19 protein-coding genes are annotated in these 18259 nt (G+C 65.4%); 6 read left to right on the plus strand and 13 right to left on the minus strand.

Annotated elements, in window-relative coordinates; all coding sequences use genetic code 11:
• The first annotated feature begins 86 nt into the window (after nucleotides 1-86).
• Complete coding sequence (locus QSV46_RS11985) at nucleotides 87-1229, plus strand: helix-turn-helix transcriptional regulator (RefSeq protein WP_314950584.1); 1143 nt, start codon at nucleotides 87-89, stop codon at nucleotides 1227-1229.
• A gap of 26 nt (nucleotides 1230-1255) precedes the next feature.
• On the plus strand, nucleotides 1256-1468 hold the full coding sequence (locus QSV46_RS11990; RefSeq protein ID WP_314950586.1) for a hypothetical protein: 213 nt from the start codon (nucleotides 1256-1258) through the stop codon (nucleotides 1466-1468).
• A gap of 36 nt (nucleotides 1469-1504) precedes the next feature.
• Here the strand turns inward: QSV46_RS11990 and QSV46_RS11995 are convergent, their stop codons facing one another.
• On the minus strand, nucleotides 1505-2215 hold the full coding sequence (locus QSV46_RS11995; protein ID WP_314950587.1) for a BA14K family protein: 711 nt from the start codon (nucleotides 2213-2215) through the stop codon (nucleotides 1505-1507).
• 248 nt (nucleotides 2216-2463) lie between these two features.
• On the opposite strand from QSV46_RS11995, the gene QSV46_RS12000 reads away from it, so the two are divergent.
• Nucleotides 2464-2871: an NADH:ubiquinone oxidoreductase subunit NDUFA12 gene (locus tag QSV46_RS12000; protein ID WP_314950590.1), complete on the plus strand. Its 408-nt coding sequence runs from the start codon at nucleotides 2464-2466 to the stop codon at nucleotides 2869-2871.
• A 463-nt stretch (nucleotides 2872-3334) separates the two neighbouring features.
• Here the strand turns inward: QSV46_RS12000 and QSV46_RS12005 are convergent, their stop codons facing one another.
• The gene (locus tag QSV46_RS12005) at nucleotides 3335-4021 is read right to left on the minus strand and encodes a DJ-1/PfpI family protein (protein ID WP_314950593.1); all 687 of its coding nucleotides are present in this window, start codon (nucleotides 4019-4021) and stop codon (nucleotides 3335-3337) included.
• A 91-nt stretch (nucleotides 4022-4112) separates the two neighbouring features.
• Here QSV46_RS12005 and QSV46_RS12010 point away from each other — a divergent pair, with 91 nt between their 5' ends.
• Both QSV46_RS12010 and QSV46_RS12015 read left to right on the plus strand, forming a co-directional pair.
• Nucleotides 4113-5054, plus strand: coding sequence for a GlxA family transcriptional regulator (locus QSV46_RS12010; RefSeq protein WP_314950596.1), 942 nt, complete (start codon nucleotides 4113-4115; stop codon nucleotides 5052-5054).
• Nucleotides 5055-5527: 473 nt separating this feature from the next.
• A complete protein-coding gene (locus QSV46_RS12015) occupies nucleotides 5528-6466 on the plus strand; it encodes a c-type cytochrome (RefSeq protein WP_314950600.1) in 939 nt (312 codons plus the stop codon).
• A gap of 160 nt (nucleotides 6467-6626) precedes the next feature.
• Here the strand turns inward: QSV46_RS12015 and QSV46_RS12020 are convergent, their stop codons facing one another.
• The gene (locus tag QSV46_RS12020) at nucleotides 6627-7643 is read right to left on the minus strand and encodes a Na+-dependent transporter (RefSeq protein ID WP_314950603.1); all 1017 of its coding nucleotides are present in this window, start codon (nucleotides 7641-7643) and stop codon (nucleotides 6627-6629) included.
• Between the two features lie 13 nt (nucleotides 7644-7656).
• Complete coding sequence (locus tag QSV46_RS12025; protein WP_314950606.1) at nucleotides 7657-8604, minus strand: alpha/beta hydrolase; 948 nt, start codon at nucleotides 8602-8604, stop codon at nucleotides 7657-7659.
• A 207-nt stretch (nucleotides 8605-8811) separates the two neighbouring features.
• Between QSV46_RS12025 and QSV46_RS12030 the strand changes: the two genes are divergently transcribed.
• The gene (locus QSV46_RS12030) at nucleotides 8812-9831 is read left to right on the plus strand and encodes a DUF2155 domain-containing protein (RefSeq protein WP_314950609.1); all 1020 of its coding nucleotides are present in this window, start codon (nucleotides 8812-8814) and stop codon (nucleotides 9829-9831) included.
• Nucleotides 9832-9839: 8 nt separating this feature from the next.
• On the opposite strand, the gene aat is transcribed toward QSV46_RS12030, so the two are convergent.
• From aat to QSV46_RS12075, 9 genes are all read right to left on the minus strand, one after another.
• On the minus strand, nucleotides 9840-10520 hold the full coding sequence (gene aat, locus QSV46_RS12035; protein WP_314950611.1) for a leucyl/phenylalanyl-tRNA--protein transferase: 681 nt from the start codon (nucleotides 10518-10520) through the stop codon (nucleotides 9840-9842).
• A 48-nt stretch (nucleotides 10521-10568) separates the two neighbouring features.
• Nucleotides 10569-11672, minus strand: coding sequence for a sensor histidine kinase (locus QSV46_RS12040; RefSeq protein ID WP_314950614.1), 1104 nt, complete (start codon nucleotides 11670-11672; stop codon nucleotides 10569-10571).
• Nucleotides 11669-12109 (minus strand): response regulator, encoded by a 441-nt coding sequence (locus QSV46_RS12045; RefSeq protein WP_314950617.1) that lies wholly within the window; start codon nucleotides 12107-12109, stop codon nucleotides 11669-11671. The genes QSV46_RS12040 and QSV46_RS12045 overlap by 4 nt, the downstream gene beginning before the upstream one ends.
• Complete coding sequence (locus QSV46_RS12050) at nucleotides 12106-13623, minus strand: sensor histidine kinase (protein ID WP_314950620.1); 1518 nt, start codon at nucleotides 13621-13623, stop codon at nucleotides 12106-12108. Before QSV46_RS12050 ends, QSV46_RS12045 begins: the two co-directional genes overlap by 4 nt.
• Before the next feature lie 103 nt (nucleotides 13624-13726).
• Nucleotides 13727-15085, minus strand: coding sequence for an acetyl-CoA carboxylase biotin carboxylase subunit (accC, locus tag QSV46_RS12055; RefSeq protein ID WP_314950623.1), 1359 nt, complete (start codon nucleotides 15083-15085; stop codon nucleotides 13727-13729).
• 82 nt (nucleotides 15086-15167) lie between these two features.
• A complete protein-coding gene (gene accB / locus QSV46_RS12060) occupies nucleotides 15168-15656 on the minus strand; it encodes an acetyl-CoA carboxylase biotin carboxyl carrier protein (RefSeq protein ID WP_314950626.1) in 489 nt (162 codons plus the stop codon).
• Between the two features lie 37 nt (nucleotides 15657-15693).
• Nucleotides 15694-16161 carry a type II 3-dehydroquinate dehydratase gene (aroQ, locus tag QSV46_RS12065; protein ID WP_314950628.1) on the minus strand — a complete coding sequence of 156 codons (468 nt, stop codon included), beginning with the start codon at nucleotides 16159-16161 and terminating at the stop codon, nucleotides 15694-15696.
• Nucleotides 16162-16391: 230 nt separating this feature from the next.
• Nucleotides 16392-17264, minus strand: coding sequence for a DUF1236 domain-containing protein (locus QSV46_RS12070; protein ID WP_314950630.1), 873 nt, complete (start codon nucleotides 17262-17264; stop codon nucleotides 16392-16394).
• Between the two features lie 223 nt (nucleotides 17265-17487).
• Nucleotides 17488-18255: a DsbA family protein gene (locus tag QSV46_RS12075; RefSeq protein ID WP_314950631.1), complete on the minus strand. Its 768-nt coding sequence runs from the start codon at nucleotides 18253-18255 to the stop codon at nucleotides 17488-17490.
• Nucleotides 18256-18259 lie beyond the last annotated feature (4 nt).

Raw genomic sequence — 18259 nt, forward strand, 5'->3', positions numbered from 1 at the left:
CGTCACGGCGCAAGCCGTGATATTTATCATGCTACCTCCTTAGATTGTTAAAGCAGCGTTTGGTTGTTGATCGATTCAGGCGGAGCATGATGAATTTCTTGGGTGACAAGGTCGAGAAGGTTCTCGACCTGATTTATGACGCCGCGGCCGACAACGATGTATGGCCGCATGCACTCACGCAGATTGCCGATCTGACGCACAGCGAGGGTGGCATCCTGTTTGGTCAGTCTGTCACTGCCCAGCGGATCTATTTCGATTTCAACGGTCGCCTGAACGAGGAGTGCAACCGCGCCTATCAGGCGAGGCACATGCAGAATCCGTGGTCGCAGTACATGGAGCACCAGCCGACCGGGCAGCTGGTGATGTCCGACGAAGCGGTCCCGCTCGCAGAGCTTCAGAAATCCGCGTTCTACGACGAGGTGTTGCGGCCGCAGCAGATTGCGCACAACGGAATGATAGCGCTGGCGGCGCAGAATGATTTTCGTGCTGCTTTCAACATGTGCCGCAGCGCGGGGCAAGGGCCGTTCGATGGCGAGGAGCAGCGGCTTCTGCACTGGTTGTCACCGCATCTCTGCCGTTCGCTGACGCTGGGATTTCGGATCGACGGCTATTTGGCCATGCAGCATGCAGCGTTCAACGTCCTCGACCGACTGGCCGACGGTGTGGTGGTTCTCGACCGCAAGGCGCGCGTGCTGTTCGCCAACGGGACCGCGGTTCGGATGGAGGAGGAGGGATCGTTGCGGCTGCATCAGCCGATCGGAACTCATTCACCTCCGCATTCGCAGCGGCTGAACGAGTTGATCCGGGTCGCACTCCAGGGAGGCGCCGGTGGCACGATGGGCCTTCCGCGCAGCGGCGACGGCCGGCTCTTGACCGTTCTGGTCTCGTCGATCCGCGGCAAGGATCTCGGACGCTTGTCGGACGCCGGCGTGAAGGATGCGGCCGTGCTGCTATTCATCATCGACCCCGCCAACCGGCGATCCATTCCGCTTGGAGTCATCATGGACGCCTACCGCCTCACCCACGCCGAGGCGCGTGTCGCGCTGGCGGCGTCGTCAGGCAACACCATCCGCGAAACTGCGCAATCCCTGGGACTCTCTCCCAACACCATCAAGACGCATCTGCGCCACGTCTTCGCGAAAACTGCGACCTCTCGCCAGTCCGAACTCGCCGGCCTGATCGCAGCGATCGGCAGCGTGCGGATCGCGGACACGGATTCGGGACATTGATGCGTCACCCGGCCGGATGATGACGGTTGCGGCGCCGTTCGCGTAGTTTCGGCCGACGCCGGAGGAGCCTTGCGGAGTTCGAGCGGCTCGACGCCATGGCTCCGCTCGACGAGGAGGGACTGCCGGCGTGGTCGTTCGCAGGCGAGCCACTGACGGCGCGCGAGCGACGCTGGCTGGAGCTCTATCGCAAGCTGGAGATCGGCAAACCGCCGGCCCAAACGCATGGACGGCGCCGATAAAATCGGCGCCGTACGTGTTGATTGCGTCAAGCCGTGTTACGGGCAGGGATGACGCAGGCCGTCATACCCCAGATAGGTGCCCGAAGCCGGGTCGTAAGACCTGTAGCGCTGGGCGCAGTAGGCCGCGGAATCGCCGCCGGTATCGGGCACGACCGCCACTGTGGGCTCGTCATAATAGCTGTCACCATAGTAGTAGGGATCATCGTAATAGCCGCCGCCGTAATAGGCGTACGAGCCGAGGCCGCCGATCGCTGCGCCCGCCGCGAAGCCGGGCCAGAAGCCGCCGCCGCGACGATGATGCCAGTGACGACCGCTCCAAGTGCCGCTACCGCCCTGCCAGTTGCCCGCGGTCGCGACGCTGCGCGTACCGCTGAAGGAGGGCGAGAACGCCGGTCGGCTCGCCGCGCCGGCTACGAAACTGCCACCGCTCGGACGCACCGCTGCGAAATTGCCGCCGCCCGGACGCACAGCCGCACCAGCTGCGAAATTGCCGCCGCCACCGTGGAAAGCGGCGCCGCCGCCGCCGATCCGTGCTCCGCCAGCGAAGCCGCCGCCGCCCATGCGCGCGCCGCCCCCGCCGAAATGGGCGCCGCCACCACCACCACCACCAATGTGGGCGCCGCCACCGCCGCCGAAGTGGCCACCGCCGCCGCCATGGCCACCACGGCCCTGGGCGAAGCTGGGTGTCGCCAACGGAAGAACCAGCGCCACGGCTGCCGCCGCACCTAAAACTCTCAGACTGTTCATGATTAAACTCCTTTTCCCGGAAGAAAACCTCTTGAAAGGCCTGCGGTTCCTGGGGTCACGCGGCTGTGCGCGTTAGGCGAGGAGATTTTCATGCGGCCAATGTACCCGGCATAAACGGATCGCGCCCAATTTGCGGCGGTGTTCGTGCCGGTGCCCGGGCACTTACGCGGGAGGCGACCGCACCCACCGAACTGGACATTTCGCCGCCCGGATGGCATCAGGACCTCACGAAGCAGGGCCCTTGCCGCATGAAACAATTCTTCCTCAAGTTCTTCACCTGGTGGAACGGCCAGACGTTTGGCACCCAGCTCTGGACCAAGCGGTACGGTGAGCTGGTCGGCCAGGACGAGCAGGGCAACCTCTATTATCGCACCCGCGGCGGGGCGATCGATCCGACGCTCGGCTTCGAGCGGCGCTGGGTGATCTATAACGGCTATGCCGAAGCGAGCCGCATTCCGCCGTCCTGGCACGGCTGGATCCATCATACCGTCGACACCCCGCCGACCGAGGACAACTACCAGCCGCGCGAGTGGGAAAAGCCGCACCAGCCGAACCTCACCGGCACGGCGAACGCCTACCGTCCCTCGGGCTCGACCCTCGCCAGCGGCAAGCGTCCGAAGGCGACCGGCGATTACCAGCCCTGGACGCCCGGCTAGTCGCCCGCACTTCTTCCTCGTTCGATTGGATGCAGTCGCATCCGCCTCACGCGCTGTGGACAACGGGAAGAGCGGGGATTCGGGCTGCGCGCCTGTTGCCGCGAGGCGAGCGATGCGGCTCAATGGTCCCATCTTACGGAGATGGGAGACCATCGCGTTCGGTTCGGGCAACAGTTCGCGACTGTCCCGAGATGCAGCGGCCGCCGACCAGGACTCGATCGGGAGATAGGCCCCCGGTCTGGAAGCTCCGAAATCGCCCGATGAAATGTGCAGCCGCCGTGAGACAGGAAAGGCCGTCCGGGAAACCGGGCGGCCTTTTTCTTTCGTGCGCCTGCACGAATGCTTTGTGCCCCGGACGCTGCGCAGCACGAAGTGGTGCGCTGCAGAGCCGGGGTCCAGGGCGGCAAGCTGGGTCCCGGCTCTGCGGAGCGTCACTGCGTGCCGCACCGCGTCCGGGACACGGCTACATCACGCGTTCGGCCGCGCGCTTGACCGCCTCCAGGCGGCGCGCCTGGTTTTGCGCGCCGCGCTCTCTGAGCAAGGCGAGCACTTCGGCCGGTGCGGTGTCCGGCGAGCCCGAATTGAACGGCGGGGCGGGATTGTATTCGATCCCGAGCTGGATCGCTTCCGCCGTTGTGCGGTCGACCAGGATCGACACCAGCGTCAGCGCGAAATCGATCCCTGCGGTGACGCCGCCGCCGGTGATGCGGTTGCGGTCGACGCAGACGCGCGTCCTGGTCGGCGTCGCGCCGAACTGGCTTAGCATCTCCATCGCGCTCCAATGGGTGGCGGCACGGTAGCCCTTCAGCAGGCCCGCAGCGCCGAGCGCCAGCGCTCCCGTGCAGACCGAGGTGACATATCTGGCGCCTTCGGCCTGCCGGCGCAGGAAATCCAGCACTTCCTCATCATTGAGCAGATCGTTGGTGCCGCTGCCGCCGGGTACGCAGATCACGTCGAGCTGCGGGCAGTCGGCAAATGTCGTGGTCGGCGTCAGCGTCAGCACGGAATCGCTCGGCACCGGCTCGATCCGTTTCCAGATCAGGTGCAGTTTTGCACCGGGAACGGACGAGAACACCTGCAAGGGGCCGGTGAAGTCGAGCTGGGTGACGCGCGGGAACACCAGTAGTCCGATCTGGAGCGGTGTCGACATGAGAGCCTCCAACTATGAGCTTGACGGGAGCAGCCTCTCATGATGCCCTTCTGTCTGAAATGGCGTAATTCCCTCGCTTTCGGACATGACCATGATCGGCATCCTGATCTTTCCGGATTTCCAGTTGCTCGATGCAGCCGGCCCGATCTCGGTGTTCGAGATCGCGGCACGCTGCACGGGCAAGACGACGACCGGGATCCGCGTGCTGGCGGTGAACGCGGGACCGGTGCGCAGCTCGTCCGGCGTGGAGATGATGGCGCGCGACTTCAGATCGGCCAATGCGATCACGACGCTGGTGATCGCGGGTGGCGCCGGCGTGACGGACGCAGCGCGCTGCGAGGTCACCCGCGCCTTCGTGCAGCGGCTGGCGAAGCGCGGCGTGCGCGTCGCCAGCGTCTGCTCGGGCGCCTATGTGCTCGCCGAAGCGGGCCTGCTCGACGGCCGCCGCGCCACCACCCATTGGGGCCGCACGCGGGATTTCGTCGCGCGCTATCCGAAGGTGAAGTTCGAGCCGGACCAGATCTTCACGCGCGACGGCAATGTGTGGACCTCGGCCGGCATCTCCGCGGGCATTGATCTTGCGCTCGCGATGGTCACGGAGGACCATGGCGAGGAGATCGCGCAGCAGGTCGCGCGGCAGCTCGTGCTGTATCATCGCCGCAGCGGCGGCCAGTCGCAATTCTCCTCGCTGCTGGAGTTGAAGACGCCGAACGGCCGCTTCGGCGCGCTGCTGTCCTGGGCCCGCGAGAACCTCGAGGCACGGTTGACGGTCGAAGATCTCGCCGATCGCGCCGGCATGAGCGCCCGGCATTTTGCCCGCGCCTTCGCCGCCGAGACCGGCACAACGCCGTCCAAGGCGATCGAGCGCTTGCGGATCGAGGTCGCGCGCGAGCGCGTGCAGTCCTCGCGCGAGGCGATCGAGCTCGTCGCAGAGGCGACCGGCTTTGGCGATCCCGAGCGCATGCGCCGCGCCTTCATCCGCGCCTTCGGCCAGCCGCCGCAGGCGCTACGCCGCGCGGCGCGGGCGGGTTAGGGCGTACTCGTGAAGTGAGAACGTCCGCTTTAGTGGGTCCGGCAGAGGTGTGACTGGAAGTCCGATAATTCGGGGTTTGACCCACAGCCGACGTGACCGCCAGCCCGCTATTGCGAGAGGCGATCTACAAGGCTTTGGCAATGGGGTTCACCAAATTCCCGCGCCCAAATCTCCTTCTCGTTGACTATAGCGCTTCCAGCGCACCCGGCTGCAGCAGGCCTGCCCTTGGAGTGCGCCTTGGGCAGAGGTTGACCCAGGCCCACCCAGGCGGCTGAATCTCTTATTGACGCAATCGAGCCCCCGGCGTTGAATGCTCTTCTGGAATGAGGCCGGAGAAGTTGCAGTGTCCGTCGCCTCGCGAGCGTTAGGGCGCCGCCTCCGATCTTCGCCTTCGCAAGAACATTGCCTTCGCAGAAAAATTTGGCTTCGCCGACGCACGGAGGTCGAGGGCGATGAGAGTTTGCAGCGCGCCTTTGACGCTTTCGTTCGTATTGCTTGCCGCTGCGGCGTCGTCCGCTCACAGCGAAGACCACCCGCCGGCATGGGCCTATCCTGTAAACCCGCCGAATTTTCAACGAGCACCCGATGACGGCACGATCAGGCAAGTCCCGGACAGCACCATCGGCTTTACGCTCACGCAACTGCGCGATCTGTTCGCCGCGCCAGACTGGCATCCCGAGGATCATCCACCAATGCCGGCGATCGTGGCAACGGGGAGAAAGCCTGACGTGTTCGCCTGCGGCGTCTGTCACCGGGTGGACGGACCGGGCGGCCCTGAGAATGCCAGCCTGTTTGGTCTTTCCGCAGAATACATCATCCAGCAAACCGTGGAGTTCAAGACGGGCCTGCGCACGAACTCGGTGCCGCGCGTCGCCACCGACCTGATGATCAAGGCGTCGAAAGCGGTAACCGATCAGGAACTCAGGGAGGCCGCGGACTATTTTGCGTCAATCAAACCAAGATCGAATATTGCGGTCACAGAAACCGATACCGTCCCGAAGACACATGTCAGGGACTTGTTTCTGGCTCGGATCGATGACGGCGAGAAGGAGCCAATCGGCCAGCGCATCATCGAGATTCCGGAGAACGTCGAATATTTTGCCAGTCGGGACTCGCGCGCTCGCTTCATAGCCTATGTCCCTCTAGGCAGCATTGCGAAGGGGCGGACGTTGTCGGCGAGCAACGATCTGCGCGTCCAGTGCGCCGCTTGTCACGGTGCCGACCTCAAGGGGACGGCCGTGGCGCCCAGGATCGCGGCCCGTTCGCCGACGTATGCGTTCCGACAGCTTTTCGACTTCAAGACCGGCGCGCGCAAGGGCGCGAACAGTGAACTCATGAAACCGGTTGTTGAAAATCTCAGCATCGAGGACATGATCGCACTGGCCGCTTATACGGCGTCGCTCATGCCCTAGCATAACTTGGGTCCTGTCAGCACAGGGGACATCCAGCCCCTTATCCCGCGGGGTGATCTTATTGGCATGTCGACTTCTGGGCCCTTAGCCGATCGTCAAAAGCGAGTGCAAATTGTCGGCTCCCGAAGGCAAACCAACCAAGCCATATCTTGTGTGCCGATCAGCCTGGCCTGGCGGTGGTGCCCGTTGCCGCACCGCCGGAAGTTTGCGACCGTGCCGTCAGCCTCCGAGCGATCGGCATCAGCATGTAAGGCGCGAGGTGAATCGGAAACTGCGTCATCGCGAAATAGAGCCAGGTGGTCGGCGGCAGCGCGCCGGCGGTCGCGGCCAGCATCAGGCCGAGATTGCGCTGTGACACCATCAGTCCGAGCGCCAGCGCGCGCTCATAGCCGATGCGGCGGAACAGCAGCGTGGTGACGGCGAGCAGCGTGAAATAGATCGCGAAGGCGAGAGCTGCGAAGCCGATCGTGAAGATCGGCCGGGCGACGAGATCGCTGGCGACATCGCCCATGATCGCAGCCGCGAAGATCAGCAGGATGACGATGTTGAAGCCGTCGATCGGCTGCTTGTGGCGTTGGATCGCGGCCGCGCCGAACACCCATCGGATCACGGTCGCGGTCAGCAGCGATGCTGTGAGAATGCCGAGCAGCTTCAGGCCGAGCGTGAGCGGCGAGATGCTGAGCATGCCGCCGAGGAAGAGGCTCGCGAACAGCGAGGCGGTGAAGGGGACGAGTGCGGTCGAGCTCACGAGCGTCACCAGCACCAGCGTGGCATCGAGGCCCATCAAGGCGGCCAGCGCCGGCGCGGCCATCATCGGCGAGGCCATGCCCTGGAGCATCAGCGCGAGCGCGAGGCCGGGCGAGCGATCGATGAGGCCGGTCGCGTAGGCGGTCAGGCCCACGATCACGGGCACGCCGATCGTGGTCCAGGCGGTGGCCGTCGCGACCAGCGCAGGCCGGCGCAGATGGCCGGCGAGCGCGGCCAGATCGACCCGCATGAAGGAGATGCAGAGCAGGACGAAGATCGCCTCGGTGACGTAGGGGCGCAGCAGCGCGCCGAGCGGCGGCACCGCGACCGCGATGAACACGACGGCCGCCACCGCGCGGGTGCCCTGGCCGCCGAGCCATGTCAGTGCGCGCAGCGGCAGGGCGAAGATGTTCTGAAGGGCGAGGGGCATGAGGGACAGTGCGTCAGCCCAAGCACTTGAGCCACGCACCGATCTCGTTCACCGCAACGTTGGCCTGCGGCAGCAATTTTCCCATCGTGAGGAAGCCGTGGAATTGGCCGGGATAGTGCCTGGTGGCCACGGGCACGCCGGCCTGCGTCAGACGCGCGGCATATTCATCGCCTTCGTCGCGCAGGGGATCGGCGCCGGCCGTGAGCACATAGGCCGGCGGGAGGCCGGCCAGGCTTTGCGCACGCGCCGGCGAGGCGCGCCAGTCGTGAATGTCGGCGGCGCCGTTCAGATAGTGGTCGCGGAACCAGCGGATCACCGAATGCGTGAGCAGCACGCTGGTCTCGGGCTCGCTGTGCGAGCCGTGCGTCATGGCGAAATCGGTCGCCAGGTAGATCAGCACCTGGCCCGCGATCGCCGGGCCATTTTCGTCGCGCGCAGCAAGTGCGACGACGGCAGCGAGATTGCCGCCGGCACTGTCGCCGCCGATCGACAGGCGCGAGGCATCGATGCCGAGCTCGCGCGCGTTCGCGGCAATCCATCTCGTGGCGGCGATCGCATCATCGGCGGCGGCGGGAAATTTGTGCTCGGGCGCGAGGCGGTAGTCGACCGAGATCACGATCAGCGCGCCTGCGACGGCGAGTTGGCGGCAGACGACGTCGTGGGACTCCAGATCGCCGATCACCCAGCCGCCGCCATGGAAGAACACCAGCGCCGGTGACAAGCCGTCGTGCCGGCGCGGCGCCTTCGGCTCGTAGATGCGGGCCGGGATCGCGCCATGGGACGCCGGGATCGACAGTGGCGCAACGCGTGCCAGTTCCGGCGGCTCCGGATTGGTCGCAAAGCGCGCCTCGGCGTAATAAGCGCGCGCCTCGCCCGCGGTCAGCGTCTCGTAGGCGGGGCGGCCGGCCTCCTGGAAGGCCTTGTAGACGGCGGCGGCGTCGGGATCGAGCACAACGGGCATGGGAGGCGACCTCTGCGGTTTCTGGTGATGGTCGGACGTCGGCACTCGGGGAGGTGCCCGCTTCGGCCTCTGGGAGGAGCCTTCCGACTATCCCACCCGGGGGCCGATCTGGCCAGACCGGGCCGGGAAGGGCGGGGATGCCGCCCTTCCCCCGCCGTATTCGCCGTGTTAACCGGATGGCCTGCGAGCGGCGGTATCCCCTGTAGAATGTGCAACAAGCCCGATTCGCTGTTGAAGCCGCGCGAGATGTTTCGAACCTTTACCCTGACAGGTCTTGCGGCGCTTTTGGCCGCCACCGCGCTGACGGCTGCGACGCCGGCTCAGGCGCAAATCGGCACGATCTTCTCCGATCCCCCGCCGCTGCGGCCGCCGGGGAACATTCCGCGCGGGCAGCCCCTGCCGCAGCAAATCCCCGATGACGACGAAGAGGTGCCGGAGCTGCCGCCGCAGGGCCGCGTGCTGCCGTCGCGCCCGATGCCGCCGCCGCCGGGCCGGCAAGGCAACGTGATGCCGGGGCCGGTCGAGAGCCAGCCTCTGGCGCCACCGCCGGGCTCCACCGCCGCGCCGCAGAACCAGCCGCCCTCGGTGGCGCCGGGAGCCCCGCAGCCGGGCGCGCCCGGTCAACGCCAGCCCCTGCAGAAGGGTGGGCCAGTGCCGCAGACGCCGGCAAGCCTGCAGCCGGGCGACGAGGTCGTGACCGAGCCGCCGGCCCAGAAGATCGTGAACAAGAAGGCGACCTTCTCGGGCCTCGACAAGATCACCGGGCGCATCATCAATTTCGACGAGGAGATCGGCGAGACCGTCCAGTTCGGCGCGCTGCGGGTCAAGACCGATGCCTGCTACACACGGCCGGCGACGGAGGCCACCAACACCGATGCCTTCGTCGAGGTCGACGAGATCACCTTGCAGGGTGAGGTCAAGCGCATCTTCTCGGGCTGGATGTACGCGGCAAGCCCCGGCCTGCACGGCGTCGAGCATCCGATCTACGACATCTGGCTCACCGACTGCAAAGAGCCGCAGCAGACCATCGCGACCGCCGCGCCCGATCCCGGGAGCAAGCCGTCGGCCCCGCCGCCCGCGCAGAAGAAGGCCGCGCCACCCAAGCAGGTGCAGCAGCGTCCGCCGCAGCCCTTGCCGCCGATCCAGCAGCAGCAACCGGCACCGCCGCCGCCCCCGCCGCCCGAGCAGCGGCCGGGTCTGTTCGGTATTCCCGGCTTTGGCCGGTAATGTCCTGGCTATGACTTTGCGGCGATGATCTCGAGCGCGCGCGCGCCCGGGATTGCTTCGCCGGCAGAGAGCCTCAGGAAATCGCCGGGATCGCCGGCGAGCGCCTTGTCGAGCAGCGCGGTGTAGCGCCGCCGCGAAATCTCGACCGCGCCGAAGCTCTTCAGATGCTCGGTGACATATTGCGTGTCGAGCAGCTCGAAGCCGCCATGGATCAGCCGCGCGACCAGATGCACCAGCGCGACCTTGGAGGCATCGCGCGCGGTGTGGAACATGCTCTCGCCGAAGAAGGCGCGTCCCAGGCTCACGCCGTAAAGCCCCCCGACGAGGTCGTCGCCCTGCCAGGCCTCGACGCTGTGGCAATGGCCGAGCTCGTAGAGGCCGCCATAGAGGTCGCGGATGCGTCTGTTGATCCAGGTGTCCTCGCGTCCGGCCTGCGGCGCGGCGCAGCCGGCGATGGTCGCCTTGAACGCGGTATTGACGGTGACGCGAAATAAATCCGAACGCACGGTACGCGCGAGCCGCGAGGAGACGCGAAATCCCTCGAGCGGAATGACGCCGCGCAGTTCAGGCTCGACCCAGAACAGGGTCGGATCCTCGGCGCTCTCGGCCATCGGAAAGATGCCGCAGGCATAGGCGCGCAGCAGCACGGCCGGGGTGATTTCAGACGAGGCGGAGTCGCGCGAATTCATGGTGCGACAATAACAGGATCACGGCGCGGTTGCGATGGGGACGGGGCGTCAGCTCGCGGCGACGCTGCTGGTCTTGCCGGGGGCTTCCGGGACGCGGCGGAACTTGAGCATGACGCGCGTTCCGGAATGGGCGGGGTCGCGCTCGACGGTGGCATCGAGCTTGGTCGCCATCGCCGCGACGATGCGCTGGCCCATGCCGGTGGAGCGCGGATCGGCCTTGACCTTGTCGCCGACGCCGTCGTCGCTGATCGACAGCAGCAGATCCTCGCCTTGCGAACTCAGATCGACATGGATGGGGCCGGCGCCGTCCGGATAGGCGTACTTCACGGCGTTCATCACCAGCTCGTTGACGATGATGCCGACGGCGACGGCGCGGTCCGGATCGATCTCGATGGCTTCCGCCTTCACTGTCAGGCGCGACATCCGGTTGCCTTCGGCCGAGCGGCGGAGATCCTCGAGCAGCGAGTCCAGATACTGGTTCAGCACGACGCTCTTCAGGTCTTGCGAGGTGTAGAGGCGGCGGTGCACTTGCGCGACCGCGGCGACGCGGCCCATCGCATTGGTCAGGGCCGCTTTGACCTCTTCCTGCCCCGCGGAGCTGGCCTGAAGGTGCAGCAGCGAGGCAATGATCTGGAGCGAGTTGCCGACACGATGGTTGACCTCGCGCAGCAGCACCTCACGCTCGGCGGCGAGGGCCGCGTAGCGGTCGCGCGAGGCGTGGATCTCGGCCTCGGCTTCCTCGCGCGCCTTCTGCATTTCGGCCTGGCGCAGCGCGCCGTCGGCGGCGACGTGAAGCAGGGGGATGAAGTCGCCCCTGACGTCCTTGACGAGATAGTCGGCCGCACCGGCCTTGAGAGCCGTCACCGCGATGCTGGAATCCTGCGAGGCCGTGACGAAAACCACCGGCGGCGCGCCTGGTATCGCCATGATCAGCTCGAGCGTCTCCAGTCCGTCGAGGCCGGGCATGTACTGATCGAGCGCTACGACGTCGATGCCGCCGCTCGTCCCCGCACCGCGGATGAAATCGAGGCCTTCCTCGCCGCTTGCGGCATGAATGACCTTGTAGCCGCGCCGCGTCAGGCCGCGATCGACCAGGCGCGCGAGCGCCGCGTCGTCATCGATGTAGAGCAGTGTTGGCGTGCGCTGGCTCATGAGGTGGCGGGTGGGACCTGGATGACCGAGAAGAACAGGCCGAGCTGCCGGATGGCGTTGGCGAAATTCTCGTAGTTGACGGGCTTGGTGATGTAGACGTTGCAGCCGAGCTCGTAGCAGCGCTTGATTTCGTGGGAATCGTCGGTGGTGGTCAGAACCACCACGGGCGAGGCCTTCAGATATTTGTTTTCCTTGATCTGCTTCAGGATGTCGATCCCGGTCATGTCGGGAAGGTTGAGGTCGAGCAAGATCAGGAGGGCGTTGCCTTTCTGCACGAGGCCGGAGCCGTCGGCGCCGAACAGATGCTTCATCGCGTCCGTGCCGTTGGCAAAGGCGACGATCTCGTTGTTGACGCCGGAGCGACGGATGTTGCGCTCGATCAGCCGGGCGTGTCCCTCGTCGTCCTCGATCATGATGATGGTGACTGGCAAAGTCATTTGTCGGCGTTCCGGTTGCTGGCGTTCCAATTGATCGGCAGCGTGATGGTGAAGGTGCTGCCCGCATTCAGTTCCGATGATACGGACATCGTGCCTCCGAGGCGGCGCACAAGTGCCCGCACATGCGCAAGACCGATGCCCTGACCTTGCTTGTCCTGGGTTCCCGCCCGGCGGAACAGGTCGAAAATCCGCTGATGGTCCTTCGGATCGATGCCCCGGCCGTTATCGTTGACCTCGAAGATAGCGTAGCCGAGCTTGGTCCGCCCGCGGATTCTGATCTCGCCGGGAACACCGTTCTTGAGATACTTGATGCCATTATCGATCAGATTGGAGAAAATCTGCTCGAGCGCAAGGCGGTCGCTGACGAGATTTGGCAGCGGTTCGACGCGGATCTCCGCCTGCGCCTCGGACGCCTGATGGGCCAGCGTCGACACGATGGCCTCGATCAGCTCGCGCGTGTCGATCTTCTCCGGCTGGAACTCACGCCGGCCCTCGCGGGTGAGGTTGAGGATGGCCGAGATCAGGCGATCCATCTTGGCAATCGAGGATTTGATAAAGCCGAGCGCTTCGGAAAAATCCGCCGACAATTGCTGGTCAGGCCCTTCGAGCGCGATTTCGCCGGCCGCCGGCGGCGGCGCGTCGCTCGCCGCCTGGGTGAGGCTCCCGATGCGGCGAAAAATGTCACCGCCGAGCTCCTCGAGCTCGCTGGTAAAGCCCATGATGTTGACGAGAGGCGAACGCAGATCGTGGCTGACGATATAGGCAAAGCGCTGGATCTCGTCGTTGGCTTCGCGCAGGTCCGCCGTGCGCTCGTCGACGACGGCCTCCAGATTGACGTTGGTATCGCGCAGGCGCGCTTCGGCCTCGTTACGGGCGCCGGCCGAGCGCCGCACCAGCCAGATCGAGATCAGGGCCAGCAGCACGACGAGGCCGGAGCCGATGCCGGTCATCGAGGCCGCCAGCGTCTGGCTGCGGTCGGAATTGGCGGTGCGAAGCCGGAACAGCCGTTCCTCTTCCTGGATCATCTCCGTCGCGACTTTGCCGATCGCGGCTGTGGTGTCCGTCGAGGCAATCTCGCGGACCAAAGCTGCGGCCTTGTCCGGCTGGCCCTGGCGGATGAAATCCATCTCCTGCGCGAACTGGCCGAGCCGGGTCTCGATCGCCGCGCTCAGCTTCTCGATGCTCTCACGTTGCGCCGGATTATCGCCGGTCAGGCGGGTGAGCTTGTCGAGTATGGGGATGATCGCCGCGACGGCCTTCTCATGGTCGGCCTTGAAATCCGCCCCTTGAGTCAGGAGGTAACCGCGGGCGGCGCTCTCCGCACGCCGGATTTCCAGCAGCAGGGTGTTGATCTGGTTTTCGGCCTCGATGGTGTGAATCACCCATTTGCTGTCGTCTCTCGCCTTGTTGACGAGGTAGACAGAGCCGGCGCTAATCACGGTCAGCACCAGAAGGCCCGCCGAGAACAGCAGGATCTGCCAGAATGCGCGCCGTCGCTGCGCCCCGGCCGTCACGACTGTCTCGCTCGGTTACTTGCAGCGGAAGTCAAATCGCCCCCTTGGAACTGTCCCCGCGTCAGAACGCGATCGAGGCCAAGGGGTTCCAAGGCAAAGAGGATTATCTCGGGGCAGGTTCCGCCTTGCCGGCGAGGTACTGTTCCAGCCAGTGAATGTGGTAGTCGCCGTTGATGATGTCGTCCTGGCGCACCAGATCGCGGAACAGCGGCAGCGTCGTCTCGATGCCTTCGACCACCATCTCGTCGAGCGCCCGGCGCAACCGCATCAGGCATTCGGCGCGGGTCTTGCCGTGCACGATCAGCTTGCCGACCAGGGAGTCGTAATAGGGCGGGATCGTGTAGCCCTGATAGACTGCGGAATCGATGCGCACGCCGAGCCCGCCCGGCGGGTGATATTGCGTGATGCGGCCCGGCGAGGGCCGGAAGGTCTGCGGGTTCTCGGCGTTGATGCGGCACTCGATCGCGTGGCCGATGATCTGAATCTCGCTTTGCTTAGCCGGCAGGTCGCCGCCGGCGGCGATGCGGATTTGCTCCAGCACGAGGTCGATGTCGGTGATGCTCTCGGTGACGGGATGCTCCACCTGGATGCGGGTGTTCATCTCGATGAAGTAGAACTCGCCGTCCTCGAACAGGAATTCGATGGTGCCGACGCCGAGATATTTCATCTCGCGCATCGCTTTGGCGCAGGTCTCGCCGATCCTGGCGCGGGCCGCGGCGGCCAGCACGGGCGAGGGGCCTTCTTCCCAGACCTTCTGGTGGCGGCGTTGCAGCGAGCAGTCGCGCTCGCCGAGATGGATCGCTCCGCCACGGCCGTCGCCGAGGATCTGGATCTCGATGTGGCGCGGCTTCTGAAGGTATTTTTCGAGGTAGACGGACGCGTCACCAAAGGCGGATTTGGCCTCGTTGGCCGCGGTCGACAGCGCCACCTGGAGGTCGGCCTCGCTGTGCGCGACCTTCATGCCGCGGCCGCCGCCGCCGGCCGCCGCCTTCACCAGCACGGGAAAGCCGATCGTCCTGGCGATCGCCAGCGCGTCGTCGTCGGGACCGACCGCGCCGTCGGAGCCGGGCACCACGGGAATGCCGAGCTTCCTGGCGGTCTTCTTGGCCTCGATCTTGTCGCCCATCAGGCGGATGTGCTCGGCCTTGGGGCCGATGAACTGGAGATTGTGCTCGGAAAGGATTTCGGCGAAGCGCGCGTTCTCGGAGAGAAAACCGTAGCCGGGATGCACGGCATCCGCCCCGGTGATCTCGCATGCCGCGAGCAGCGCGGGCACGTTGAGATAGCTGTCCTTTGACGGCGGTGGCCCGATGCAGACGCTCTCGTCCGACAGGCGCACATGCATGGCATCGGCGTCAGCGGTGGAATGCACGGCGACGGTCGCGATGCCGAGCTCCTTGCAGGCGCGCAGGATGCGAAGGGCGATCTCGCCGCGATTGGCTATGAGGATCTTGTCGAACATTGTGTCCTGTCGCGAATGGCGAGTGGCGAGTGGCGAACAGTGAACGGCGATGCCATTTGCTATTCGCTACTCCCCATTCGCGTCACTCAATAATCACCAGCGGTTCGCCGTACTCGACCGGCTGGCCGTCCTCGACCAGGATCTGCGTCACCGTGCCGGCGCGCGGCGAAGGGATCTGGTTCATGGTCTTCATGGCCTCGATGATCAGCAGCGTCTGGCCGACCGAGACCTTGCTGCCGACCTCGATGAACGGCTTGGCGCCGGGCTCCGGCGCCCAATAGGCGGTGCCGACCATCGGCGACGTCACGGCGCCCGGATGCTTCGACAGGTCCGCAGCCGCAGCCACGGGTGCGGCAGCAACGGCGACCGGCGCGTGGGCCGCATGCCCCACGGGGGCGGGCATGGTCGCGGCGACGCTGATATTGCGGGCGACGCGCAGGCGCAGGCCCGCACGTTCGATTTCGATCTCGGTGAGGCTGGTCTCGTCGAGCAGCAAAGCGAGCTCGCGGACGAGCGCGGAATCCTCGCTGGAAAACTTTGCGGCTGCTTTGTCGTCTGGCTGGCGCGCCATGTTGCTTGATCCGAATGTTCTGTGTGAGGAGGGAGCGTCAGGCTTTGGGCTTGATGCCGAGCTTGGCGGCAAGGCCCTGGATGGCGAGGCGGTAACCCTCGATACCGAAACCGCAGAGCGAGGCGAAGGCCGCGCGTGCGGTGTAGGAGTGGTGACGGAAACTCTCGCGGGCGTGGATGTTGGTCACGTGGACCTCGACCGTCGGGATCTGCACCGCGAGCAGGGCGTCGTGCAGCGCGATCGAGGTGTGCGAATAGCCGCCGGCATTGATGATGATGCCTCTCATCTTGCGGGCGTGCGCCTCGTGGATGAAGTCGATCAGTTCGCCTTCGCGGTTGGATTGCCGGCAGTCGGCCTTGAGGCCGAAGCCCGTCGCCGTCTCGCGGCACAGCGCCTCGACGTGGGCCAGCGTCGCATGGCCGTACTTCTCGGGCTCGCGTGTCCCCAACATGTTGAGGTTCGGCCCGTTGAGAACGAGGATCGTGTCGGTTGCTGGTTCGGCCATTCCAATCCCGCAAGAGGTGCTTCGGCGTGGCGGGGGTTATAGGTAACAAAGCGCGTGAGGGGAAGCCTTGAAGGACCTCCCAGGGGGCTTCAGGCACCTCATCCGGGGTGCAAAAACCTGTGCGGAAGCTACGGAAATTGCTTGTTAACCAGTCCGAAGCATGGCTGTCGGCCGGACGGCGAAGGGGCGGGCATTGCTGCCCGCCCCTGAGAGGTTAATGGCCCGAAGCCTTACACGTCGAGAACGGCAACGATCTCGTAGGTGTTCGGGTCGACGATCACGATCTGCTCGCGGACCAGGACGTAGCGATAGCTGCGCCATTCCGGATAGATCGTGGCGACGCGGGGCGGCAGGGTGTGCAACTCGATGCCCTCGCGCGGAATGCGGGTGCCGACGGAAATCGAGAAGTTCACGTTGCTGACCGGGGCGACGCGCTGCTCACGGATCACCGACGTGATCTGAGTCCGCTGCTCGGTCGAGAGCTTGGCGCCGGCGCCAGCCTGGCCGACCGTCGTCGAGGTCGAGCTCTGGCCCTGCGCGTTCTGGGTCGTGCTGGTGCCAGTCTGACCCTGAGCGTTCTGGTTGGTGCTCGTGCCGGTACCCTGGCGGCTGTCGGCATTGTTGGTCGAGGTGCCGCTCTTGCTGCCCTCAGCCTTCTGGTCCTTGGTGCCGGACTTCGTCGCGTCCTTGCTGGTGTCCTGGCTCATGCTCTTGGACTTGTCCTGCTGGGACTTGTCCATCTGGCCCTGCGCGCGTTCGTCGGTGCGCTGGCCCTTGGTGGCGCCGGCCTTGTCCTCGGCCGCGTTCTTGTGCATCGCACCGCCCGAGTGTTCATCCTTCATCGCGCCGGACGATTTCTCGTCGCCGGACTTCATCGTACTGGAGCCACCGGCCTGACCCACGGTGCCCTTCTCGTGGCCCGCGGAGTCCTTGCCCGTTGCGCCGCCGCGTTCAGCGGCACCGCCGGAAGGCTGTGAATGCTGCATCTGCGCGCCGCCGGCGCTGCCGCCGCTGTCGCGGCCCATGTTGCCCTGCGCGTTCGCCAGACCGGTGCCTGCGACGAGTGCTACAGCGGCAACCGAGATCATAAAGCGGTTCAACATCGAAATTCTCCTCACGTGTCATTTGCGTCATTGCCCGCGCCGACAACGAAAGGCGATTTGAGTTGTTCCGGAACTTCGGCAGTTCCGCGGCTTTAGTTTCCTAAACGCCAGATGAATGACTTCGCAGGATTGCGCCAATTTTCTTTCCGCAAGAATTTGCCGCAAGAAAAAAGGCCGGCATTTCAGCCGGCCTTGTTGCATGAGTGAGTTGTGAAGCGCGTGGTCAGCAGGTTGCCTTGCCGCAGCGGGCAATGCCGATCTTTTCCTTCAGGCCCTCGACGCCGACGGCGCCGATCACGATCTGCTTGCCGATCACGTAGCTCGGCGTGCCGTTCATGCCCATCGCCTCCGCAAGCTTGAAGTTCTCCTCGATGGTGGCGCGCACCTCCGCGCTGGCGATGTCCTTCTCGATTCGAGCGGTGTCGAGGCCAGCTTCCTTGGCCGCCTGAAGCGCGCGCGCCTTGTCGGCGGCGCCGCGACCGCCGAGCAGCTTCTGGTGGAAGTCGAGGTATTTCTTGCCGGTGGGATCCTGCATGCGTACAGCGACCGCGACCTGGGCGGCTTCAACCGAGCCCTGGCTCAGCACCGGAAACTCCTTCAGCACCACCTTCAGCTTCGGATCGGCCTTCATGATGGTGAGCATGTCGTCCATCGCGCGCTTGCAGTAGCCGCAATTGTAGTCGAAGAACTCGACGAAGGTGACGTCGCCGTCCTTGTTGCCGAGCACGACCTGGCGCGGCGAGTTGAAGATCGCCTCCGAGTTCTGCGCGATGCTGGCCTCGTGCTTCTGCGTTTCGGCCGCGGCCTGGCGCTTGGTGAGCTCGGTCATCGCTTCCTCGAGCACCTCGGGATGGGTGACGAGATAGTTCTTGATGATCGCCTCGATGTCGGTGCGCTGGGTGTTGGAGAAGCTGTCGGCCGACGCGGGCGCGACTGCGCCGAACATCGCGAGCGCAAACAGCGCGGGAGCAAGCAGGCGCAGCGAAGGCATAGGC

It is taken from the genome of Bradyrhizobium cosmicum (genome assembly GCF_032290525.1).
In the GTDB taxonomy this organism is placed as follows: Bacteria; Pseudomonadota; Alphaproteobacteria; order Rhizobiales; family Xanthobacteraceae; genus Bradyrhizobium; species Bradyrhizobium cosmicum_A.

Excerpts from the sequence above, each read along its gene's own strand:
- aroQ (WP_314950628.1), bottom strand. The coding sequence starts at position 16,161 with ATGGCCGAACCAGCAACCGACACGATCCTCGTTCTCAACGGGCCGAAC.
- QSV46_RS11995 (WP_314950587.1), bottom strand. The coding sequence starts at position 2,215 with ATGAACAGTCTGAGAGTTTTAGGTGCGGCGGCAGCCGTGGCGCTGGTT.
- QSV46_RS12030 (WP_314950609.1), top strand. The coding sequence starts at position 8,812 with ATGTGCAACAAGCCCGATTCGCTGTTGAAGCCGCGCGAGATGTTTCGA.
- QSV46_RS11985 (WP_314950584.1), top strand. The coding sequence starts at position 87 with ATGATGAATTTCTTGGGTGACAAGGTCGAGAAGGTTCTCGACCTGATT.
- QSV46_RS12005 (WP_314950593.1), bottom strand. The coding sequence starts at position 4,021 with ATGTCGACACCGCTCCAGATCGGACTACTGGTGTTCCCGCGCGTCACC.
- QSV46_RS12000 (WP_314950590.1), top strand. The coding sequence starts at position 2,464 with ATGAAACAATTCTTCCTCAAGTTCTTCACCTGGTGGAACGGCCAGACG.
- QSV46_RS12075 (WP_314950631.1), bottom strand. The coding sequence starts at position 18,255 with ATGCCTTCGCTGCGCCTGCTTGCTCCCGCGCTGTTTGCGCTCGCGATG.
- QSV46_RS12020 (WP_314950603.1), bottom strand. The coding sequence starts at position 7,643 with ATGCCCCTCGCCCTTCAGAACATCTTCGCCCTGCCGCTGCGCGCACTG.
- accB (WP_314950626.1), bottom strand. The coding sequence starts at position 15,656 with ATGGCGCGCCAGCCAGACGACAAAGCAGCCGCAAAGTTTTCCAGCGAG.
- QSV46_RS12040 (WP_314950614.1), bottom strand. The coding sequence starts at position 11,672 with ATGAGCCAGCGCACGCCAACACTGCTCTACATCGATGACGACGCGGCG.
- accC (WP_314950623.1), bottom strand. The coding sequence starts at position 15,085 with ATGTTCGACAAGATCCTCATAGCCAATCGCGGCGAGATCGCCCTTCGC.
- QSV46_RS12010 (WP_314950596.1), top strand. The coding sequence starts at position 4,113 with ATGATCGGCATCCTGATCTTTCCGGATTTCCAGTTGCTCGATGCAGCC.
- QSV46_RS12025 (WP_314950606.1), bottom strand. The coding sequence starts at position 8,604 with ATGCCCGTTGTGCTCGATCCCGACGCCGCCGCCGTCTACAAGGCCTTC.
- QSV46_RS12045 (WP_314950617.1), bottom strand. The coding sequence starts at position 12,109 with ATGACTTTGCCAGTCACCATCATCATGATCGAGGACGACGAGGGACAC.
- QSV46_RS12070 (WP_314950630.1), bottom strand. The coding sequence starts at position 17,264 with ATGTTGAACCGCTTTATGATCTCGGTTGCCGCTGTAGCACTCGTCGCA.
- aat (WP_314950611.1), bottom strand. The coding sequence starts at position 10,520 with ATGAATTCGCGCGACTCCGCCTCGTCTGAAATCACCCCGGCCGTGCTG.